Genomic DNA, 21,620 nt, shown 5'->3' on the forward strand with positions numbered 1-21,620 from the left:
TTGTTAGATAAGGAAGGATTATAATTATTAGTATGATATCAAAAGGTGTGAAATAGATGAATATAAAATATGAAATTATACCAATTGAAAAAGCTTACTTTTGTAAAGAGTTGTGTAATGAACTTATAGTTTTTCAAAAATCAAAGACAAAAATTACACCTGAATTGTTTGATGACATGAATTTTGAGACAAGGATGCTTCCTTCTATAAAAAGTGCAATAGACAATCAAATCGTGGTTGTAAGAGATGGTGACAAAATAGTTGGTTATGTTTATTCAAATATCTCTCCTAAGGAAGCCTACTCAAATGATTTCGCAACTTTTTTTGACCTTTCTTCAGTGAATAGAAACAATGTAGGGTGTTTATCTCAGTTTTATATAATAGAAGAATATAGACGATATGGGATTGGTTCAGTGCTCTTTGATATTTCAATGAAATGGTTGAACCAATTTGATGAAATAGAGGATTATTTTATTTTTGTTTCAAATGGTAATGATGCATTAGAATTTTATAAACGTAAAGGTTTTGCTGTAAGCCACAACATTTTGAATGGGTTTATAACTGTTTTACGAAACAAAAGATTATCAGATAGATAATTGTGAATATGAGGAATTACACTTAAAATACCGGGTGCTTTAGTGAAATAAGATAATAAAAAAAGTGGCTTAGAGTCAAAATAACTCCAAGCCTTTTTAACTGTAAAATAATTTGTGATTCGTGTTGTGAAATTTATGTTTTTGCTGTGTGATATAACGTTTTGCACCTCACAAGTAAACCCGTTACCATTTCGTCCGGGTGGTTTTGCATTTGTTTACAACCCAGGAAGGATTCCCGAGAATAGGCTGAGGATGAAGACGCAGGCGAGTGCTGTAAGTCCTGCGATGAAGCCGCCGATGGTCCAGGCTTTAAGGGTTTGCGGGATGGTTAGTTTCCCAAATCGGTTTACTACCCAGAAGCCGGAATCGTTTGGCAGGGACAGGCCGATACCGCCGGCGCAGATGGCCAGGCCAAGCAGGATTGGCGATACGCCAAGGTCTGCCGTCATTGGTCCAAGTATGCTTGATGTTGTAACAAGTGCAACGGTTGCAGAACCGAGTGAAGCGCGGAGGATCTGCGAGAAAATGAATGCGAGCAGCAAGACTGGAATGCTCCAGCTTTGCATCGTGGTAATCAGGTATTCGCCGACGCCGCTCTTGTTGATGACGGCTCCGAACGCGCCGCCCGCGCCCGTGATTAAGATGATGATACCGGCGGAGTTGATTGCTTCGGAATACAGCCTCTCATAAGGAATCGAAATATATGGCTTTAATAGGATAAGAGCTGCAACAACACTGATGAAAAGGGCGATATTTTTTTCACCGACGAAGCCAAGGACGCTTGCCAGGCCAGTGCCCGGGAACGCAAGCTGCGATACGGTGTTCGCCAGGATCAGGATGATAGGCAGGCCAAGCATGAAAAAGCTGAGGCCGGTGCTGATTTCCTTCTTTGGCGCGTCTGCCGCATTCATTTCGACTTCTTCAATGTCGCCGGAGTGCTGGACGCGTTTTCCGATGAACAGGCCGTATAAATATCCACCGATAAGTGTTGCTGGGATGGAAACGAGAATCCCGTACAGGATGAACAGGCCAAGGTCGGCTTTTGTGTTTTCCGCGACGACGAGCGGCCCCGGTGTCGGAGGGATCATGTTGTGGGAAACGATGAGCCCGACGCCTAGCGCGGTAACGAATGTAACAACAGACAGGCCGGTTTTTCTCGCAAGGCTCTTGATCAGTCCGCTCAAGATAACAAACGCGGCATCGAAGAATACCGGAATTGAGACGACGGTTCCAGTTAGGCCGAGGCCTGCAGGAGAACGTTTAGTGCCGAATACTTTCAAGACTGCCTGGGCGATTTTTTCAACGGCACCCGATGCACCGAGGAATTGTCCGAAGATCACGCCAAGACCGATTAAGATCCCGACACCGGTCATCGTGTTTCCGAAGCCCTGCGTGACGGTGACGGCAACTTCCTTCAACGGCATGCCGATTGCAAGCGCCGTGGCGAATGCGACGCCAATCAAGGACAGGAACGGTTCAACCTTTAATTTTAAAATAAGGAAGAACAGTGCTCCCAATGCTAGCAAAAAAACAATAATTAACATACTGCCAGTAACCATTTTCATTTCCCCCTTTGTGAATGAACCCGGAAGCATGACCCCTAATGCACGCCTGCCGGAAACTACCGTGAGTAAATCATTTCCCCTCTAACGTTAACACGACATCCTTCAAGGTTGAGACTGCTCCAACATTCCCTGGGAAAATCACGTATGGAATGAACGGGAAGGTGCTTTCCTCACCGGTTTTCCATACCGGAATTCCCGGAGCGATCTGGCCGGCGACGTCCGCGCGCTTGACACAGAGGCCTTTTGTGCCGACATCGCTTGAGGTGATGCCCCCTTTGGCGATCAGATAATTCGGGCGGATGGAAAAGTTGCGGACAATGCTCGTAACTGCGTCGGAAATTTTAACCGACAGCTTCAATTCCTCTTCCTCTAGCCCATCGCCAAGGTCGAGCCTTTGCCTTTTTGTAAAAATAACCGTCGAGATTCCGGCCGCCACCATTTTTTCCGCTTCAAGGCGGACACGCTCGGTTTCATCAAGGAATGCTTCTTCGTGTAAAACAAGATGCGCGTCAAACTCGATGAAGTGCAGCGAGTCGGTAGTCTGCAGCTCTTTCAGTTGCTCGGTCGTTTTTTGGACGTGCGATCCGACGATGACCAGGCCGCCAGTCGCGGCATCTTCGTTAATCAGCTCTTCCCGGGTAAGGAGCGGACGGGAGCTGATGTCGCCGATGACTTTTGTGAACGAGGCCGCTGTCCGGAAGATGAACCGTTTTCCATTTTGAAGCGCTTTGATAAGAGCTGCCGCAAACACTTTGACATCGTATTCCTCGACGGCATTGACGACAATTTTTCCAAAATCGCTTACCTGCATAAGTTGGCTGGTAATGGCATCGATCTCAATGTTGCGCAGGCTGTCGAGCGAAATGTAAAGGACGTCCTCTTTCTTGAAGTGGCCGTCTGTTTTTTCCTCAATCCAGCTGCCGAGATGGCTCGAATGATAGCCGAAGGTCCGGTCCTTGGCAAATTCGGTTTCGCCCGCCGGAACGAGCATGTCGTTTTGAAGGACATAATGGATGTTGTCTACGGTCAAGCGCCCTCCTTCCTTAAAGAAAGGGAGAAGGACTTCACCATCGATGTCCGTGCTGACGGATTCTTCAATAGTTTCCTTCAATACTTCGGTTTCAAGCGGATAGTGGCCGCGGAGTGTTGAATCGCCTCGACTAATCAGGATATACTGCCTGCCGAACTTCCGGGATGCATTTTCCGCCCGTTCGGCGATATCCTTGTGGACCTTCCGGGTTTCTTCAGCAGTGAACGCCCGTGAATTCGTCAGGATAAAGAATATCTGGTTGTCTTCAAGGAAACCCTGATCGATCGTATCCTCGGACCAGTCGGTGTAGACGGAAACGCCGTGAACGGTCTGGACGCCGGTCGGGTCATCATCGAGGACGATAATTTTATGAGTGAAACCAGGCCTTATTTTTGCCCAAGCCTCCTGCACCTTTTGGTGGCTGACGGCAGGGAAGGAGGCGAGCACTTCATGTACATTTCTAGTCTTCAACATGCTGATCGCCCTTTAGTTGAAAATTGGCCAGCTTTTCGTAAAATTGGACAAGGCCGCCGTGGTCATCGGCCGCTTTGCCGTCTGCTTTCATTGAATGGAACATTTCGAGCACCTGGCTGGTAAGCGGAAGCGGAACGCCGAGAGCATGCGCGGTATCCATAACGTTCGTCAGGTCCTTCGAGTTGATGTCAATTCGACCACCGGCGACGAAATTGCGCTCCAAGATGAGCGGAACCTTCGCGTCAAGGACTGCGCTTCCTGCGAGGCCGCCTCGGATTGCTTCGTACATTTTCCGGATGTCGATTCCTGCCTTGCCGGCGAGGATGAGCGCTTCGGACATGGCCGCGATGTTGACGTTGACAATGATTTGGTTCGCGAGCTTCGCGGTTGCACCGCAGCCATTGTCACCGACCAGGGTGATGTCTTTGCCCATTTTTTGTAGGACAGGCTTGACCTTTTCGAAAATTTCTTCCTTCCCGCCGGCCATAATCGCAAGCGTGCCATCAATAGCTTTAGGTTCGCCACCGCTGACTGGGGCATCTAGCATTTCGAGTCCTTTAGCAGCAAGCGCATCGGCGATTTCCTTTGATGCGACAGGGGAAATGGAACTCATGTCTACGACGATCGTGCCTGCCTTCGCGCCATGAATGACACCGTTTTCACCGAGGACGACACTTTTTACATGCCTGCCATTTGGCAGCATCGTGAAGATGACGTCGCTGTTTTGCCCGACTTCCTTTGGTGTTTTGGCAGCGGTTGCACCGTTTTCAGCGAGCTGCTTTACAGCCTCCTCGTTAATGTCAAAGACGGTCACCTCGTACCCGCCACGCAAAAGATTGAGTGTCATTGGTTTTCCCATGATTCCGAGACCTATGAATCCCAGCTTCATAAAAACTCCTCCTTCTATGTTGGTAAACGCTTTCAATTTGCTTTATGTCACCAATTGTACACACTTGATTTAATTTTGTATACAATTATTTTTATTTTGTATACAAAAAAGTTTTTTCTTTAAAATGAAGGGCGGTCGTTCTATACTTGAGAAGAGAGCAGGCCCGGTACTGTCGGGTAGCGGAAATGATGGATTTGGGGAATTTTTTAAAGGAGCCATTCTGAGGTTCGTGGCGCTCCTAGATGTGTAACTTTTTTAAAAGAAGAATCCATAATAAGCGGGACTCGTAATCTTAAAGCTTTACTAAAAAGAGTTTTCAAGTCCTGAAAAACCGCAGTGCCTTAAAAATAATGGACTCAACATTGCTAATTAGGAGAGTCGGTACGATGACGAAGAAAATGCAGCAGCACGCATATTTGCAGACATACGAATATTTACGGGATAAAATCCTGCACGGGGAGCTCGAACGGGGCACGAAATTGACCGAAGAGAAACTCGCGCAGGAATTGGGCGTGAGCCGGACGCCAATCCGCGAGTCAATCCGCAGGCTAGAACAAGAGGGGCTCATTAAACAAAAGAAGGTCGTAAACCCTACCGAAACAGATTTGCGAAACCTGTTCCAGGTGAGGATATTATTAGAGAGCTTCGCCGCAAAATCAGCAGCCACTTATATGGGTGAAGCTGATTTGAAAAGGCTTGAGGACTGCGTCCAGGTGGGCAGGACCGGGACGACGGACGAGATCATGAAAGCAAACGAAAGCTTCCACGACATCATCGTCCGGGCGACCAACAATCCCGTCATGATCGATACAATCGAACGGATGCAAGCGATTATCTACCTTTTTCGGAAAACCGTCGTCTACCACAAACGACCATTCCTCATAGACGAACACCAATACATTTACGATGCCATCCTCAACCGCCAAGCGGACGAAGCCGAACGGCTCATGAAAGAACACCTCCAAGCCGACCTCGACTTCTGCCTCCACGTACTAGCGCAGTAACGTGCGGGAGGGAAGGGGGAAAATGCGAACAGTGAAGCAGGGGACGTATCTAGTGCCTCATTTTGTATTTTGCGGATGATTAATATTTTTTCACAGAAGCTGCTCCATTGAAGGTGTATTAACCTAATGGCGCGGCTTATTTAAATTGGTTAATTCATAAAAAACAGCCCGCTTTGGCACTCACCTTCCCTACCCCTTCATTTTCCCAACAAAAGAATTTAGTTTATTGGAAGGAATTTGCTTTTTGATAGGTAATATATAGATAAGGGAAATAGTAGGGGGGAAGGCATGTTAAAAAGAAATAAGCCACTAATTATCTATTTTGCAGTTGCGGTGCTTTTTGTTTTTTTGATGATGTTGGTGAGCAACCCTACACTTAGTAAGGAACGGGAGATAAATTTAAAGTTTGCGGATCATTTTATTAGCTATGTAATTGATGACGAAAATGGTGTCGTGTTTAACCTTTTTGCAGTTCAGGATGTTCGGAAAAGGAATACTGATCTTGATGAGATGGTGACTTCCGTCAAGTTTAATAATTCAAATATCGAGGTTGTTGATTTCAAGGTGGAAACCGGGATGGTTCATAAAGGTAATAAATTGGTGAACATGCAGGTGAAGGCGCGGGTTTTGACCGACTTAGTTGAGATGGCTGATTTGCTTCTCATTCAATTTAGCAATGGAAAGACGGTGGGATACGGGTTTGGTGAGATGGCTGTCCAAAATGGTGATTCCTTTGAGCGGGGCCATTTGGTTCCTTCCGGTGGCTATACGGCAGGGTATCCGTCGGCTGGATTGAATGTGGAAATAAAGAATAGAGCGGAGCAAAGTGTGACCGGGTTAAAGATTGAAGATGTAACGGGAGCGATTACCCATCAGTTTGACGATGGTTTGAAAATTGAGCCGATGGAAGTTGTCCAAATTGACGTCAATGGATTCGGCATGAAGGAATATGATTTTACGATGATTTCTCCAATTCTCACCTACAATCTGCAAGAAGTGGATTTTCGCTACAACATGCCTGGAGTGATGCATGGGGTTTCGGTTGGGGATGAGGCAAAGATTAAAAGGATAGTTGATTAATAATACTCCTCGAAAAATGCACACGGATTAAGAGGAAAAGGTCCCGATAGTTATGGGATAAAAATGAGGCAGAGGATACGTCCCCTGCCTCACTCTGTTATTGAGCCCTTGGCATGTAGATGTAGACTACGAGGGTGTCGTCGGTGACAAAGGTTCTGATATTTGGGGTGGTATAGGCGTTGTCAGGCATGATGATTGCGTAGTCCAGATACTTCATGCTTTTCCAGGCAATGTCCTCTCCCCAGACCACAGCGATGCTTTTCTTGAATATGCTATAGTAGTTGGAGTTAAAGTTGTTCGATCTTAGCTGCCAATAAGTTCCGCGGTTCAGGAGGCCGACTGTCATGCCGACACCGGTGTATACCGCTGTTGTATCTGAGTTGAATTTAAAGCCGAGCTTTTGAAAATCGCGCTTGAATTTTTCGATGTTGGGCGGGAGTTGGTTTTCTCCCGTTTGAAGCTTGTGAAGCAATAGCAGTCGAGTGTTTGTATCTGTCACTTTGTTGATTTTTTCTTCAACGGAAGCTTGGAGTTCTGATGTCCTGCTTTCGATGGCGGTTGTCCTGAATTGGTCAATCGCCATTTTTGCTGTGATGGTGTTGCTGGCCGCATTTCGGGCACTTTCGGCTGGAAGCTTGTACTCCTTAAGGATGGCTTCCCTAGTTGTGCTTCCATAGACTTTGTAAAGCTGGTTAGCTGTATGTTTAATTCGGTAGGTTAAATCGTGATACGCCTTTTCCGTTTCATCTGTTGACGGATGAGCGTTATAGGAGCTGGTGAACAATTCTGCCTGCGCCTTTAGCTTTTTCCCGGAACTGATGGCGTCGATGTAAGCGATGGCGCGGGTATAATGAATCTCGGCCTTGTCGCGGAGTTTGGCTTCAAGTTGGGTTCTTTGGTCCGCTGGCAGTGTGTTGAACTCGGATTTAGCCTTAAGGATATTGTCTTTAGTAGCGTTAAAAACCTTCATATCCGGGTAGGAGACGTCCTTTTTATATTCAATGGAAATTTGCCATTTGAGTGCGCCGGCCCAGTAAACGGCCTGGTTGACATACTCCTCCGCTTTGGAAGTGGCCGCATTGGCCTTTCCGGTTTGGATTGGTGACAGGATGAAAGTGGCAGTAAGTGCCGCTGCGATCGCAAAGTTTGCTAATTTCTTCATAGTTCCTCCAATGTTTTAAAAAAACCCTTAAACTTCCTCTATTACTAATATCCTATAAAAATTGGATGCTTTTTTCTAGGTAGAGAATGTGGAAGTGAAGGGATATTTAGGAAGAAAATACGAACAGTGCCTGTCACTCCCCGAATAATCTTGTTTCACGGAGTGTTTCACAAGGATTAAAAGGAAGTGTCTTGATAATATTGGATAAAAATGAAGCAGAGGATATGATATGCTCCCCTGCTTCATTTTGTATTTTATTGGTTAATATTTAGTCGGAAGTAATCAGCAGTTTAGACCTATTAATAGATAAAATATTTTGAATATTTAGTAATTTGGTAGCTTGCCGGGGTTTTGAATTGTGAAATACGATATAGGTGTAAAACATAGAGGTTACTAGTTTTATCATGTACTAGGAGTTTTGATAGTCTGGTAGACTGAAATTTTAGGAGGAGTATTATGTCGTATCGTAAAAAGGGTTTGAAAATTGCTTCGTCGTTATTGGCTATGTCGATGTTATTTGGTTCGACGGGTTTTGCGGCACCGGAGTCAAGCCCGGGTAAATCGGGCTATGCGCAGGATCAAAAGGTTGTTGCCCGGGTCGATGCGGATCGGGCGATTGAGCATGTCCGCTATTTATCGGAGGAAATCGGACCGCGGCCTGGCGGGCTTGAAGCTGAAAAGAAGTCGGCCAAGTACATTGGTGGCGTGTTGAAGGGCTACGGGTACGATGTCGAGTATCAATACTTCCCGGTTGCGGACCAGTACATAGCGACTGTTTCATTCGGGGATGGGAAGTCGTGGCAAATGGGCGCTGCCCCTTACGGGAAAATCAGCAAAGAAGGGGTTGCTGGAGAGGTTATTTTCGTAAATGGCGGGAAGAACCTTAGCGATTTCCCGGCTGACACTGCCGGAAAAATCGTTGTGATGGCAAGGGAAGCGACAACAGCTGACTACCGCACTCAGGTGAACAACGCGATTAGCAAGGGTGCATCGGCTGTCATCCTGCAGAGCCTTGTCGGCAGCCGCGGGAATTATGGGCAGGCGTTCAACCCAAGTCTTACTTCCAAAGTGGATGTCCCGGTATTTGGGGCCGCTTTTATCCAGGGGGAATGGCTGAAGGAGCAGCTTGGGAAAGGGCCTGTAAAAGTGTCCCTGTCTGCGGAGCATTTTTCCAACCTTCAGTCCGTGAATGTGATTGCGACAAAAGCTCCTAAGAGTAAAAATAAGGATACAAAGCAAGTGATTCTAAGTGCGCACCATGACAGTGTCGTTGGTGCACCGGGAGCGAATGACAATGCCTCCGGAGTTGGGTTGGTGCTTGAGCTTGCCCGTGTCTTCAAAGGATACAACACGGATAAGGAAATGAAGTTTATCGCATTTGGTTCAGAGGAGCGTGGTTTGCTGGGAGCCTACCATTATGTGAACCAGCTTTCCGAGGAAGAGAGGGCAAACATTGAAGGAGTTTTCAACGCCGACATGGTCGCCACAAATTATGATAAGGCGAAGAATTTGTATGCGATGACGCCGGACGGCAGCAAGAATCTTGTTACGGAATCGGTCGAAGCCGCGGGTGCGCGTTTAGGGAACTCTGACATCCTGCCGGGAACATTCGGGTCAAGTGACCACGTGCCATTCCACCGGGCTGGCATTCCGGCCGCGCTGTTCATCTGGATGGGCATCGACAGCTGGGATCCACTCGTGTACCACATCGAGAAAGTCTACCACACGCCACAGGACACAATTGCAGACAATATCTCTGCGGAGAGGATGAAGTCCGCGCTCGACATTATCGGGGCAGGACTGTTTGACGTCGTCAGGAAAGACGTCCCGGCGTTGAGCAAATAAGCAAGAATTTGAGAGAAAGCCGCATGGGTGCGGCTTTCTTTTTGCATGAATGCGAATAGTGCCCTAGTCAATACCCGAAAAATCTTGTTTCACGGAGTGTTTCACATGTAATAAAAATACCCCCTTTTCAAATTCGAAAAGGGGGTATTTTTTATTTAATATTATTTAAAGGGAAAATTGAAAACATTGCTATGCCAACAATATTTCGTAAAGGGAAAGTGCCTATATTTGGGTCGCGGCTATCCAGGCTTTCTCCGGGAGGGCGGTTGTCCCCAATGACAAATATCTCACCCTCAGGTACAGTTGTTTCCATAATATCTATGGATTGGCCGTTTGTGTAAGTTTCTTCAACCGGATTCCCATTAAGATAGAGGGTACCGTTAGTAATAGAAATGATGTCGCCCGGCATCCCGATGATCCGTTTGATGATTTGGTAACCCTGGGGACTTTCCAGAACAACGATGTCACCTCTTTGCGGGGTGAAGAAAATCTTATTTATAAATAGGACACTGTTATGGCTGATTGTTGGGTTCATGGAGTTTCCATTAATGATTTCAAGGCCCGTTGCAAAGCGAAATGTGAAAAGGATTAGGCCAATAAGGACTGCAAATTGAATCCAGCCAATAATAGAGGTTCTCTTTTTCAGGTGTATTTTTTTCTCGCTGGCGACATCGTTTATCGCTAAAGCTCTCATAATGGTTACCTGCCACCTTTATTTCCCTTTTGGTTTAATTTTGTCCATAGCCTTTATGGCTTTATCTATTTCTTTATCCAAATCGGATGCAATCCTTTTTTCTTCCTCGGAATTATCCACCTTCATTCCGGCAATCAACTGGTTTGCGTAATCTCTCAGAGCCTGGATACGATTTTGCTTTTCTTCTTCAGTAAATCGGTTAAGACGCTCAGAGGCATTTAATAATTCTGATTGCAGTTCTTCTTTTAAACGCAGCTTCTGGGTTTCTTTTTCAGCGGCTATCGCAGATTCAATTGAGACGATGGATTCCTGGCCTTTTTTATTGAACCAGCTTGATAACAGACCACTGATATCCTGGTCGGCGAAAGCAACCCCGATGTTTCCTGCAATCACGACACTTAAAAACAGAACTCCAATTAGAATTTTAAGCGGAAGAGTTGATTTCCTATTGTACTTTTCTTTTCTGGTCATTGGCCGGGCCTCCATTTTTTAGAAATCTATCAGAGCCGGATAATGGCTCTGATAGAGTTGGGATTTGGATTAGATGCCTTTTACTACATTTTCAAGTTCTTGTTTCGCTGAATTTTCAAGGTCGCTTGCCCTTTTCTGGATGGCATTTTGCTGTTCTTTTAGCAAGGTATTTGCCCTTTCAGTAATCAAAGTGCGCAGCTCGTTAATTTTGGTGTCGATGGCATCTTTGATTTCTTGTGTTGTAGCTTGTGTTTCTCCATTTAATTGTACTGTCAGTTCTTCTTTGGCATTTTGGATAGCTGCTTCCAGTTCTGTTTTTGCAGCAGCCTGTGCAGCATTAAGGTCATTTTCAACCTTTAACAGTGCCGCTTTGCCATCATTTCTAGCCTGGTTCTTAAGTTCGAAATAAGCAATTTCCCTTGTAGTGTTGCCTGCAACATTGATTGCAAGGTTAGCCAAATTAAAGATTGCGTCAAATTGTGCTGCCATTTCATTGGAGATTCCAGTCTTCTTGTTGTTAACTTGAGTTATGTAGTTATCTCTTGTTGTATTAATGACTCCAGTACTTGCAGTTGTAGCGGAATCCCTAATCTCGTTTATGTCTGTGGTAACTTTTGCTTTAATTCCGTTGTACTCTGTTTGAAACGCTCCTGATTTCTGAGCAAAATAAGTGGCGGATTCTTGTGCAATCAATGTTTCAGAGTTTTTGAATTGATTGTTGTACCATGCTTGAAGCTGGATACCTGCATCCGTATTAGCAAACGCAGCGCCAACCCCCGAAAGTAAACCTACTGCTACAGCACCTGTTACGATTTTTGCTTTAATTGATTTCATGTTTTCTTCCATCCTCTCGTTTTGTGTTTTTATTAAAAGAATCCAGTTTTCCTGGTTCAATTAATCAAGGTTTTCTAACAATTCCTTAAGTATGTTTTTCGCGTCTGCACCTACTAGTGCGGCTTCATTGGCCATTTTTTGCTGTTTGTACGTCTCCAAGGTTGCTTTATGTTCAATTATGAGGGGTTCTTTAGCGGCTTGAAGGTCTTGGAGGTAATGGTTTTTGTGGTCTGTGATTGCCTGGACAGTGGCAGCGGTTTGTTTGGTCTGGAATTCTATTAACTGCGCTTTTGCTTGATCCCCGGTATCCCGGATATAGGTTGGTATTTCTTCAAGCGATTTCTTCAATTCGATTTCCATAGTTTCTTTCAATTGTTGGTGATTCTTTTCAAATGCCCGACTATACCAGTCCGATAGCGCATTGCCGAAAGCTGGATAAGCATAGACAGTTCCAGTTCCAAACAATAGGGTAATCAATAGAAAACCTGCTAGGAATCGATTAATGCTTCATCCCTCCTGTTCTTTTTATTAACTATTACGTTCTTTATATTGAACTTTTGAACTCATTATAAATTGGAAAATAATATAAATAAAACCCGAAAAACAGCCAAATATTGAAGAAAATGTTATGATAAGTCACATAATCGCCAATTTGCTCGCATTTTCTCACTATTTCGTTCATTATTAAATTCATTTCGTAATTTATAAAGAACGAATTAATGATAGGAAGGGGGCGGAGAGAAGAACGGTGTGAAAATTCGATTAAAATAATGGAGAAAATACAAAAACCGGCCCTTTACTCTTTTGTAAGTAGTGGGCCGGTCCCGTTTTTTCTAATACGATCAGTGCCTGTCACTCCCCGAAATTTCTTGTTTTACAAATGAAGCAGAGTATACGTCCCCTGCTTCACTCTGCTTCACTCGAGAAGGGCTTTTTTTGCGATGGCGGCGAGGTCGAGTCTTTCGATTGTTTTGCAGTAGTGATTTTTAATCTGCCCGTCTTCGTGTTCGGCCAAATCTGTTAGGTAGTAGACTGCTTCCCAACTGGTGAACCAGTCGCCGGGTTCGGCGGGGGGATGCTGCTGGTTTGGCCAGGCGTATTGGAGTTTTGGGCTGAATATCCTTGTTGCCCCCGGTGCGATTTGGCACGAAAGAATCCTCGGTTTGAGTGCGCTTCCTGGCATCAATTCCTCGATATCATTGAATAGATGGGGCCAATAGTCCTTCCGCGAACCGGTGTGAGGGTTGGCGAGGGCCCACTCCTTCACCAGGTTCAGCCGCTCCTCGTCTCCAAACAATATCGCGTATAATTTTTTCCCTATTAAAATCCTCTCATCCAGGCTTTCGAACTGGTGGACGGTCAGGCCTGCGAGCTTTCTGCTTTCATATGGAAAGAGGATGTGGTTCATCGAAAGCACATCCTGGAGCAGGAATTCGAGTGTGTTGAACACCTTATTTTTAAAAGAAGGATTCTGCAAAACACGCGCCTCCAGGTAATTTTGTTCATTCGCGATGAGCCCGTACGTCAGAGTTCGCAGGTCCTTTTCCACCCAAAAGTGATTCCAGATTGGCTCCATGAACCCGGAAACCCCTAGATACGGCAAAAGGTGAAAGAGGTTCCGGCCGCGTTTCTGGCTTTCTTCATATAAGAGAAGCTGCGGAAACGCATCCAGGAAAATCAGCCAGTTTGCACGCTCCAAAAAGGAAAAATAGGCTTCCGCCTCTTTCTTCGTGAGCAACCTTCCCACCAGACTCCCCTTCAAATCTGTCATATTCCAGCCGCCATTCCGCGAAACCATGTGCGCCAAAAACGCCCAATGAATTTCGGGATACTGCACAAAGAAATCCAGGTACGCCTTTGTCCGGGTGATGTTGTTCAGGTTTAGCCTGCTCGTACGATTTCTGATGTCCTGGACGATTCGCGCTTTGGGCGGAGGAAGCTGTGCGTCAACTTTCCTCTTTTTCTTAAGGTCTTTTTTTAGTTTTAAAAGGTGGCCTGGGAGCGTTGGCCAATTTTTCAAAAAAAGGTTCCAAAACATTGGTGCCACCGCCTCTAACGAATTCTTCCGCTTGCTGGTGAATATGTATTTGGTAGGGGAATTGCCGGGGAGGGTGAGGGTTGATGAGTGTCCAGGATGGGATTCGGCAGCTGGTTGGGCGGCTGCGGCAGGACCAGTCTCCGCGCGGGTCGTGGGAGTATCCGTTTGAGACAGGGATTACCACGGACTGCTATATGATCATTTTATTAAGGTCGCTTGAGATTAATGATGAAAAGTTCATCAGGAAGCTTGCGGAGCGGATTTTGAGCCGGCAGGGGCGGAACGGGGCGTGGAAGCTGTTTTACGATGAAGGGGAGGGGAATGTGAGCGCGACGCTCGAGGCTTATTACGCGCTGCTTTATTCGGGCCTTTTTGAAAAAAGTGATGAACGGCTAGCTGCGGCGAGGCGGTTTGTCGTTGAAAACGGAGGGATTGCGAGGGCGCACTTGTTCACGAAGGTGATGCTGGCGATGACGGGGCAGATGAAGTGGCCGGGGTTCTTTCCGTTTCCGCTTGAGATGATGCTTCTGCCGCTGTCGTTTCCGGTGAATTTCTATAGTTTTTCGGTGTTCGGAAGGGCGAATTTGGCGCCGATTATGATTCTTGCGGACAGGAAGTTTCAGGTGATAACGGAGCGGAGCCTGGATTTGTCGGATTTAGGGGGGCGGGAGGACGAGGAGATTGAGCTGTTCCGGGATACGGATTCGTGGCGGTCGCTAGGGTCTTTTTTGAAAAATGGCCTGAAGACGCTTGTTGGGCTTCCGAATGAGGTTCATCGGCTGGCAACGGAGCGGGCGAAGAATTACATGCTGAACCGGGTCGAGGCGGATGGGACGTTTTTGGGGTATTTCAGTTCGACGTTCTTGATGGTTTTCGCGTTGATGGCGCTTGGATACAGGAAGGATGATCCGGTGATTCTATCGGCGGTGCGGGGATTGGCGGGGATGCGGACGGTTGCTGGCGGGCATTTGCATATGCAGTATACGACGGCCTCGGTGTGGAATACGGCGCTGGCGAACTACGCGCTGCAGGAGGCGGGGGTTCCGGCTGCGGATCCAATGGTGGCGCGGGCGAATGGGTATTTGCTGAGTCGGCGGCATTACCGGAATGGGGATTGGGTCGTTCATAATCGCAAGGCTTCTCCGGGCGGGTGGGGGTTCGCGGACAGCAATTCGATTCAGCCGGATGTGGATGATACGACAGCGGCTTTACGGGCGATTTCGTGGAGTGTTTGGGCTGGGGGCGGTGCGGGCAAGGGTTTGGGTGATGAGTTTGGGCAGAGGACGGGGCCGGGAGTTGGGATGGGGTACGGGCCGGGAGTGGTTCCTGGATCCGGTGGAGCAGCGGGGATTCCAGATTACTCCGGTGCCTGGGAGCGCGGGGTGCGCTGGGTTTTGTCCATGCAAAACGATGATGGCGGGTGGCCGGCTTTTGAAAGAAATACGAACAGCAAGCTGCTGACGCTTTTGCCGGTCGAGAAGGGGGAGTTTCTTTTAACAGACCCGTCTTCCGCGGATTTGACCGGGCGGACGCTGGAGTTTTTGGGCAACTATACAGCTTTGCCAAAGAGCGATTCGATGGTGAAGGCCGGGGTTCGCTGGCTTGTGAAGAACCAGGAGAAGGACGGTTCGTGGTACGGGCGGTGGGGGATTTGCTACATTTACGGCACGTGGGCGGCGGTGACGGGGCTTCGTGCTGCAGGGATTTTTCCATCGGAGCCCGTATTGTCACGGGCTGCTGCCTGGCTAAAGGGGATTCAAAATGCGGACGGTGGCTGGGGCGAATCGTGCTTGAGCGACAGCGCGAGGAAATATGTCCCGCTGGGCGCGAGTACGCTTGTCCATACGGCGTGGGCGGTCGATGCGCTGATTGCAGTGGCGGGGCGCGGGCGACCGACCGAAGAAATCAACGCTGGGGTTGTGTATTTGTTGGAGAATCTGGGGTCGGCGGACTGGCCAGAGGACTACCCAAAAGGGCAGGGAATGGCAGGCGACTTCTACATCCACTACCACAGCTACCGCTACATCTTCCCACTGTTGGCTTTGGCGCACTACCGGGCGAAGTTTGGGGAGTGAGGAAGTGAGGCAGTGAGGCAGGGGACGTTTGCTCTGCCTCACTGAAGGAGTAAAACTTGGGCCGGATTTCGTACTTCATCGGTTTTGGAAAGGAGCAGAGAACCTATCATGCTTGCTTCACTCAATTGAATACGCCAATAGTATCCCGGTCCAGCCAGTCCGCCAGTTTACGCTCCAAAGAGCACCCTGTTTTTCGAAAATGGGGTGCTTTTATAATGAATAATATAGTGTGAAAAATAAGAGAGTGATATGATAGAGTTAATTACGGTTAACTCTTCTTTTTGTCTCCTTCAAATAAACGTAGTACTTCTATTATCCTTCATTATTTCATCAAAATTCCCCTAGGTTTTACAATCTCTTATCGAAATCCGCTTTTAAACAAGTTTACATTTCACTCAGTAGCTATTTTTAAAAATATAAAAAAATGAGGCAAAGGGTATGACCCTTGCTTCACTTGGAGGTGCTTTTTGTTGGCGCGGTTGGCTAGGGTTAGGAGTCGGAGCGGGGTATATCATGTGATGTTGCGGGGGGCGAATCGGCAGGAGATTTTTCATGATGAACAGGATCGATTGGAGTTTTTAAGGATTTTGAAAAAATACCGGGAACAGGCTGATATGAAGGTGTTTGCATGGTGTTTGATGGGGACGCATGTTCATCTTCTTTTACAAGAAGGAACGGAAAGCCTTTCTCAGACAATGAAGCGGATTGCGGTCAGCTATGCGCTGCTATACAACTGGAAATATGGGACAACTGGGCATCTGTTTGAAAACAGGTTTAAAAGTGAATGTGTTGAAATGATTCCATATTTATTGACTGTTGTCCGGTACATTCACCAAAATCCTGTTAAGGCCGGGATTGCCAGCCGGGGAGAAGATTGGAAATGGAGCAGTTGCAGGGCCTATTATGATCCTGTCCATCATTTTCGAAAATGGCTTGATTGCGGTATTGTTCTCGGATTTTTCTCTGGAAACCCAGCCATAGCTCAGAAGGAGTTTAAGCTTTTTAACGAAAAATTCAGCGATGAACAATGCCTTGAGGAAACAGCAACAGTACGGCGTTTACCTGATGAAAAGGCGAGGCAGGAAATCAAAAACCTGCTTGGAACAATTGAAATCCCACAAGTAAAAACCCTCCCCAAACTTCAAAGGGACGACCTTCTCCGACAAATTAAAACCATAAACGGACTTACCCAACGGCAGGCAGCCAGAATACTTGGCATCTCCCCAAATCTCATTTTTAGGGCTTGAGTGATGCAGAGGAAACGTCCCCTGCCTCACTGCCTCACTGCATCAAACGTTCTCATAAAATACAATTCTATTGCCGAATGGGTCGCCAACACGGACCTCGCGGGTATGCCAAGGGGTTGTTTCGATGCCGGGACGGGCATATTTGTATTGCTTTGAAATAAGGTTTGAATGGAGTAACTCTATGTTTTCGACTTCAATTCTGATTGCAGCTCCAGGACAGCAATCTCCGTAGTTCTCAGAAAGGTGAATGATGCAATTATCATAGGAAATTTGCATGTATAAAGGCAGATCGTCTTCAAATCGATGCTCCCAATCTACCTTGAATTCCAAAAATGATAAGTAAAACTCTTTGGCTTTTTCTTCATCAAAAATACGCAGGATTGGGATTGGGCTTTTCATATTAATATTAGAGGTGGTCAATTCCTTCATCTCCTTATTCTTTTGAAGATAGTCATTCTTAATCTTTCATATCTAGGCTCAGTCGATGCCAAGAAAACAAACTGACATAATTTTAACGTTTTAGTTACAGGCTAGAAAGGTAAAACGTTAGAAAGGGGTGATTTCATGGCAGACAATGTTTCGCTTCCGGAATTTGTCTCACGTGTTAATGAGGCGGAAGGGCAACCGGTTATTCATTTTAACGAGAAAGAAATTCGCCCTGACGGGATGGCCATCGCCGATGAGGACAGCACCACGGGGGCCAGCATAAACTTGCATGTGCAGCTCCAGCTGGAAACGCCGTCTGAAACAGTCGTCTATGAGAACATGTACGACAATCAAGTCGAATATGAAGAGGATATCAAAATTATCAAAGAGTTACTAAAGGACACAGGCTCTTTATGAATGAGTTCTGGTAAAAGAAGTGAAGGCTCGCTAAGCAAACGGCTTGGCGGGCTTTCTTTTTGAAAAATTCATAAAGGGTGAGGCAGAGGAAACGTCCCCTGCCTCACTGCCTCACCCCACCTCAAATTGGCGGCTGAGCATGTTTCCAAGCCTTTGGGACTGGGCGGTGGCTTCTTTGATGCATTGGATAAGTGAGTCGTGGACCTGGTTGTTTTCAAGAACGCGGATGCCAGCTTCGGTTGTGCCGCCGGGGCTGGTGACTTCGTGCCGCAGCTGGCGGGAAGGCTTTTCGGAAGTCCGCAGCATTTCCGCGGCACCGAGCAGCGTCTGGACGATGAGCTCCTTGGCCAGGTGCCGTTCGAGGCCAATTTCGGTTGCGCTGTTTTCCATTGCTTCGACGAGGTAGTAAATATATGCCGGGCCGCTGCCTGACAATCCAGTGACCGCGTCAAGCTGGCTTTCCTCGACAAACGCGGCAAACCCAACGGTTTCAAACAGCGCTTTCGCCTGGTCCGCTTGCGCTGCGGTAACATGCGAGTTGAAGGCGAGGGCTGTGGCCGATTTTCCAATCGCCGCAGAAGTATTTGGCATCGCACGGACGATCGACAGTTTTTTATCCGCCATCCGTTCTATCGTCCCGATTGAAAGCCCCGCGAGTACGGAGATGATTAGCATATTTCCAGTCAAATGAGGCATGATTTTTTCCAATCCAGCCAGCGCGTCCTTCGGCTTCATCGCCAAAATCACCGCTTCGGTACCTTCAAACAATGTTTCCTTATCGTACGTAACCGTCACACCATATTTTTCCCTAAGGTCGTTGAGGCGTTCCTGGTCGCGCCTGTTCGTCACCCAGAGGTCCTCACTTTTCACAAGCCCATTCGCGGCAATCCCAGCAATCAGCGCCTCCGCCATCGAACCCGCTCCAACAAACACCACTTTCCCCATGGGAACCCCTCCTTTTTTTAAAAATCGCCATCAGCTTCTGACGGTAAAATGAATTAAAAAATACAAAAAGGCCCTTCATCCGCAAAGGACGAAAGACCATTCTTCCGTGGTACCACCTTTATTCGCCTTTTTGTAAAAAAACCGGTCACCTAAACGGGCCAGCCACTTTTCCAAAAAAGCTCACTCAAATCCAGTATCGCCGGACACGCGGCCAGGTTTGCCTGGCAGCTCATAAGGTAGGTTCAATGGTCCAGAGGGCTGCGGAACCTTTCAGCCGGTGGGTCCCGCTCTCTTTCGCCGTATTCCATCTACTGGCCTTACTCAACGCTCTGCACTATACATTTTTTGAATTTTCCGAAGTTTTAATTTTCATTATGCTGGAATCGAAGGTTGTCTGTCAAGGGATATCTTTTTTAAAAAAATGAAGCAGGGGATGGGTCTTGAAGCAGTGAAGCAGGGGACGTTTCCATTGCATCATTCCGTAATAAAGAACCAGGGAGAGACAACGCTCCACTCAAAGTTCCTATGTGGCGGTGAAATAAATAAGAAGGAAATATAGAAAAATTTACAAATTCAGTTTATTTTCGAAATTTTTCTTTGCTATAATAAAAGAGCTAAAATTGGTTCTTTTTACTATTAAAGTAAATAGTTGAAAGGCTAGGAAGCTATTTTGCTAAATATGGGGTGCTGGAATGAATAGAAAGATAAGTAGAGGGTTACGGTTAGTTATACTCGCAATTATGTTTGTTCTATCAGGTTGTAGCGAGAAAGAGGCCCTTAGCCAAGAAAAGCCTAAGGTTATCCATAATGATTTTCTATTTTATAAGCATGAGCTTCTAAGTGGAGAAGATGCCAGTATTGGTAGCCTGTATATTCGAAGCGACAAGAATGAACCTGAAAAAATTTCTTCAAACGTGATGTATGGAACGGTTCAGTACATAAATGACAAAGAGAAGGTTCTTTTCATAAATGATGAAGGTGAATTATACGAATACACAAAAGGAAAAGAGAAATCGAAGCTTGCTGAGGATGTAGCTGATTTTGAAGTGAAAAATAAGGGCGAAATTATTACGTTTACATCAGACGATGGAGACCTCTATATTTTTCGGGGGGAGTCGGAAAAAGAAAAGATTACCTCTAACGTTGCCCAATATGAGATTATTGGTGAATATGTCGTTTATATTGACGACGATGGTGATTTATCCATGTATCATCTGACGGATAAACAGGAAAAGGAAATAGCGACAGATAGCAGCCATTTTGTAAATCTTGATGGACAGGATGAAATTGCATACCTGAATGAGGACCAAGCGCTATATTATTATAAGGCAGGGGAAGAAAACCCCATTAAAATTACAGGCAATGAGGTTGGCTTTAAACTTATTAAAAAGATTGGAAACAATCTTATCTACCTAAATGTTGAAGACGATGATTCCCATGAACTTTTTTCATCGGAAATCAAAGAAGGAAGTTCCCCAATCAAGATTGCTTCGGATATTCGTAATTACAAGTTCAGTAACGGATATTATTATTATTTAAATTTTGATGGAAATTTGTATAAGAAAAAAGCAGGAGATAAGGACTCAAAGAAGCTGGCTAGTGATGTGGCGAATTTTCAAATAAAGAAAGGCATCCTTTACTATGCAGATGAAGATAGTGCGCTCTATAAACTTGATGATAAAAAAGGCTCTCTAAAGGTAAATTCGTCAGTTGAGTATTACGAGCTTACCGAGGATGGTGAGATTGTATACGAAACAAAGGATAAGGACCTCTATATTGGAGAAAAGAAAATCGCCTCCGATCTGGATGGGTTTGAGTTGTTTTTTGAAAATATTGCCTATGTTTCCGAGAAAAAGTTGTATGTGATTGAAAAGATGGGAGACAAAAAGCTTATTGCGGATGACCTGGACCGTTATTCGAATGTGTTTTACCAACGAGGAACGATCTTTACAAATACACTAGAACTCGATGACATTGCAGGTATATGGAGTTTGGATGGCGAGGAAGGATCCTACTTTTTGGAGATCGGGAAAGATGGGAAACTGAAATATCTTTTGAATGGGCACGAAGCGAAACTCAATGTCGATTACGCAACTTATGACTCTATCTATGCAACTGTTGGTGACGAATATCAGTCATACTCCCTTCAAGGCGATGAACTGATTATTCGAAATAACGGAAACGAGTATTTTTTTCAGCCTTCAACAAAGGAAGCTGCGGATGCTTATGCTAAACAACTTCAAGAGCAGCAAGCCCGGGAGGAAATTTCATCTTTAATGGCTAAGTATCTTTCCGGGTTTGAAGATGCGGTTAGCTACGGGGATCCGGATTATATTACCGATTACATTGATACGAAAAGTAAATTGTATCAACAGCAATCGGACTTTGTAGTGGGCCTATATGAAAAAGATATTAGGGAATACCTAAATGAGTATTCCATCGTGGAAGTTAAGGGAATTGGACCGGATGCATATAATGTGAAGGTATATGAATCTTGGAGGATTTATCAAAACTATGATGCAAGTGAAAAGGAATTCGAAAATACGTATACAATTAAAAAGATTAATGGAAAATTCCTATTAATGGACTTAAAGGTGCAGGAAATGAAATCCGGAGGCATATAAAAAAACATTTCTGCCTAGGGGAGACAATTTTATAAAAAACATCAAAGAGTGGATGGCCGCCCAGCCATCCTCTTGCATTTTAAAAAAGTTATTACGGCATAACCCCATTCAAAAATAAGCGCTCCCAAATCTAATTTCTACAATATTCGGTAAATTCCTTCCTTTTTCGAAGGTGGAAAATTTGCCTCAGCCAAGTTGCTAGGC

At 45.8% G+C, this 21,620-nt stretch carries 19 protein-coding genes; 8 read left to right on the plus strand and 11 right to left on the minus strand.

The window, feature by feature from the left end; translation table 11 throughout:
- Positions 1 to 56 precede the first annotated feature (56 nt).
- Positions 57 to 596, plus strand: coding sequence for a GNAT family N-acetyltransferase (locus AR337_RS18340; RefSeq protein WP_059173484.1), 540 nt, complete (start codon positions 57 to 59; stop codon positions 594 to 596).
- A 215-nt stretch (positions 597 to 811) separates the two neighbouring features.
- Here the strand turns inward: AR337_RS18340 and AR337_RS18345 are convergent, their stop codons facing one another.
- The 3 genes from AR337_RS18345 to garR form a co-directional block, all read right to left on the minus strand.
- On the minus strand, positions 812 to 2,155 hold the full coding sequence (locus tag AR337_RS18345) for a GntP family permease (RefSeq protein ID WP_059173485.1): 1,344 nt from the start codon (positions 2,153 to 2,155) through the stop codon (positions 812 to 814).
- Positions 2,156 to 2,231: 76 nt separating this feature from the next.
- Positions 2,232 to 3,665: a four-carbon acid sugar kinase family protein gene (locus AR337_RS18350; RefSeq protein WP_059173486.1), complete on the minus strand. Its 1,434-nt coding sequence runs from the start codon at positions 3,663 to 3,665 to the stop codon at positions 2,232 to 2,234.
- Positions 3,652 to 4,554, minus strand: coding sequence for a 2-hydroxy-3-oxopropionate reductase (gene garR, locus AR337_RS18355; protein WP_059173487.1), 903 nt, complete (start codon positions 4,552 to 4,554; stop codon positions 3,652 to 3,654). Before garR ends, AR337_RS18350 begins: the two co-directional genes overlap by 14 nt.
- Positions 4,555 to 4,940: 386 nt before the next feature.
- On the opposite strand from garR, the gene AR337_RS18360 reads away from it, so the two are divergent.
- Both AR337_RS18360 and AR337_RS18365 read left to right on the plus strand, forming a co-directional pair.
- On the plus strand, positions 4,941 to 5,558 hold the full coding sequence (locus tag AR337_RS18360) for a GntR family transcriptional regulator (protein ID WP_059173488.1): 618 nt from the start codon (positions 4,941 to 4,943) through the stop codon (positions 5,556 to 5,558).
- A gap of 288 nt (positions 5,559 to 5,846) precedes the next feature.
- The gene (locus tag AR337_RS18365) at positions 5,847 to 6,638 is read left to right on the plus strand and encodes a hypothetical protein (protein WP_059173489.1); all 792 of its coding nucleotides are present in this window, start codon (positions 5,847 to 5,849) and stop codon (positions 6,636 to 6,638) included.
- A gap of 97 nt (positions 6,639 to 6,735) precedes the next feature.
- On the opposite strand, the gene AR337_RS18370 is transcribed toward AR337_RS18365, so the two are convergent.
- Positions 6,736 to 7,800, minus strand: a complete 1,065-nt coding sequence (locus AR337_RS18370) for a hypothetical protein (protein ID WP_059173490.1) — start codon at positions 7,798 to 7,800, stop codon at positions 6,736 to 6,738.
- A gap of 456 nt (positions 7,801 to 8,256) precedes the next feature.
- Here AR337_RS18370 and AR337_RS18375 point away from each other — a divergent pair, with 456 nt between their 5' ends.
- Positions 8,257 to 9,645, plus strand: coding sequence for a M28 family peptidase (locus AR337_RS18375; RefSeq protein WP_059173491.1), 1,389 nt, complete (start codon positions 8,257 to 8,259; stop codon positions 9,643 to 9,645).
- Between the two features lie 151 nt (positions 9,646 to 9,796).
- On the opposite strand, the gene lepB is transcribed toward AR337_RS18375, so the two are convergent.
- From lepB to AR337_RS18400, 5 genes are all read right to left on the minus strand, one after another.
- A complete protein-coding gene (lepB, locus tag AR337_RS18380; RefSeq protein ID WP_059173492.1) occupies positions 9,797 to 10,339 on the minus strand; it encodes a signal peptidase I in 543 nt (180 codons plus the stop codon).
- 18 nt (positions 10,340 to 10,357) lie between these two features.
- The gene (locus AR337_RS18385; protein ID WP_059173493.1) at positions 10,358 to 10,810 is read right to left on the minus strand and encodes a hypothetical protein; all 453 of its coding nucleotides are present in this window, start codon (positions 10,808 to 10,810) and stop codon (positions 10,358 to 10,360) included.
- A 69-nt stretch (positions 10,811 to 10,879) separates the two neighbouring features.
- Positions 10,880 to 11,644: a hypothetical protein gene (locus AR337_RS18390; RefSeq protein WP_156424449.1), complete on the minus strand. Its 765-nt coding sequence runs from the start codon at positions 11,642 to 11,644 to the stop codon at positions 10,880 to 10,882.
- Positions 11,645 to 11,704: 60 nt separating this feature from the next.
- Positions 11,705 to 12,121 (minus strand): hypothetical protein, encoded by a 417-nt coding sequence (locus tag AR337_RS18395; RefSeq protein WP_059173495.1) that lies wholly within the window; start codon positions 12,119 to 12,121, stop codon positions 11,705 to 11,707.
- 439 nt (positions 12,122 to 12,560) lie between these two features.
- Positions 12,561 to 13,682 (minus strand): DUF2515 domain-containing protein, encoded by a 1,122-nt coding sequence (locus tag AR337_RS18400; RefSeq protein ID WP_059173496.1) that lies wholly within the window; start codon positions 13,680 to 13,682, stop codon positions 12,561 to 12,563.
- A gap of 83 nt (positions 13,683 to 13,765) precedes the next feature.
- Between AR337_RS18400 and AR337_RS18405 the strand changes: the two genes are divergently transcribed.
- Together AR337_RS18405 and AR337_RS18410 are read left to right on the plus strand one after the other, a co-directional pair.
- A complete protein-coding gene (locus tag AR337_RS18405; RefSeq protein ID WP_059173497.1) occupies positions 13,766 to 15,757 on the plus strand; it encodes a prenyltransferase/squalene oxidase repeat-containing protein in 1,992 nt (663 codons plus the stop codon).
- A gap of 518 nt (positions 15,758 to 16,275) precedes the next feature.
- Entirely contained in the window at positions 16,276 to 17,004 is a 729-nt protein-coding gene (locus AR337_RS18410) for a transposase (protein WP_253701976.1), read from the plus strand.
- 42 nt (positions 17,005 to 17,046) lie between these two features.
- Here AR337_RS18410 and AR337_RS18415 read toward each other — a convergent pair whose 3' ends face one another.
- A complete protein-coding gene (locus tag AR337_RS18415) occupies positions 17,047 to 17,433 on the minus strand; it encodes a glyoxalase superfamily protein (protein ID WP_253701928.1) in 387 nt (128 codons plus the stop codon).
- 135 nt (positions 17,434 to 17,568) lie between these two features.
- Between AR337_RS18415 and AR337_RS18420 the strand changes: the two genes are divergently transcribed.
- Positions 17,569 to 17,847 carry a hypothetical protein gene (locus tag AR337_RS18420; protein ID WP_059173498.1) on the plus strand — a complete coding sequence of 93 codons (279 nt, stop codon included), beginning with the start codon at positions 17,569 to 17,571 and terminating at the stop codon, positions 17,845 to 17,847.
- Positions 17,848 to 17,958: 111 nt separating this feature from the next.
- Here AR337_RS18420 and proC read toward each other — a convergent pair whose 3' ends face one another.
- Positions 17,959 to 18,792, minus strand: a complete 834-nt coding sequence (proC, locus tag AR337_RS18425) for a pyrroline-5-carboxylate reductase (protein ID WP_059173499.1) — start codon at positions 18,790 to 18,792, stop codon at positions 17,959 to 17,961.
- 692 nt (positions 18,793 to 19,484) lie between these two features.
- Here proC and AR337_RS18435 point away from each other — a divergent pair.
- Positions 19,485 to 21,416, plus strand: a complete 1,932-nt coding sequence (locus AR337_RS18435; protein ID WP_156424450.1) for a hypothetical protein — start codon at positions 19,485 to 19,487, stop codon at positions 21,414 to 21,416.
- Positions 21,417 to 21,620 lie beyond the last annotated feature (204 nt).

The sequence above is a fragment of the Bacillus sp. FJAT-27445 genome (assembly GCF_001510665.1).
In the GTDB taxonomy this organism is placed as follows: domain Bacteria; phylum Bacillota; class Bacilli; order Bacillales; family Cytobacillaceae; genus Bacillus_D.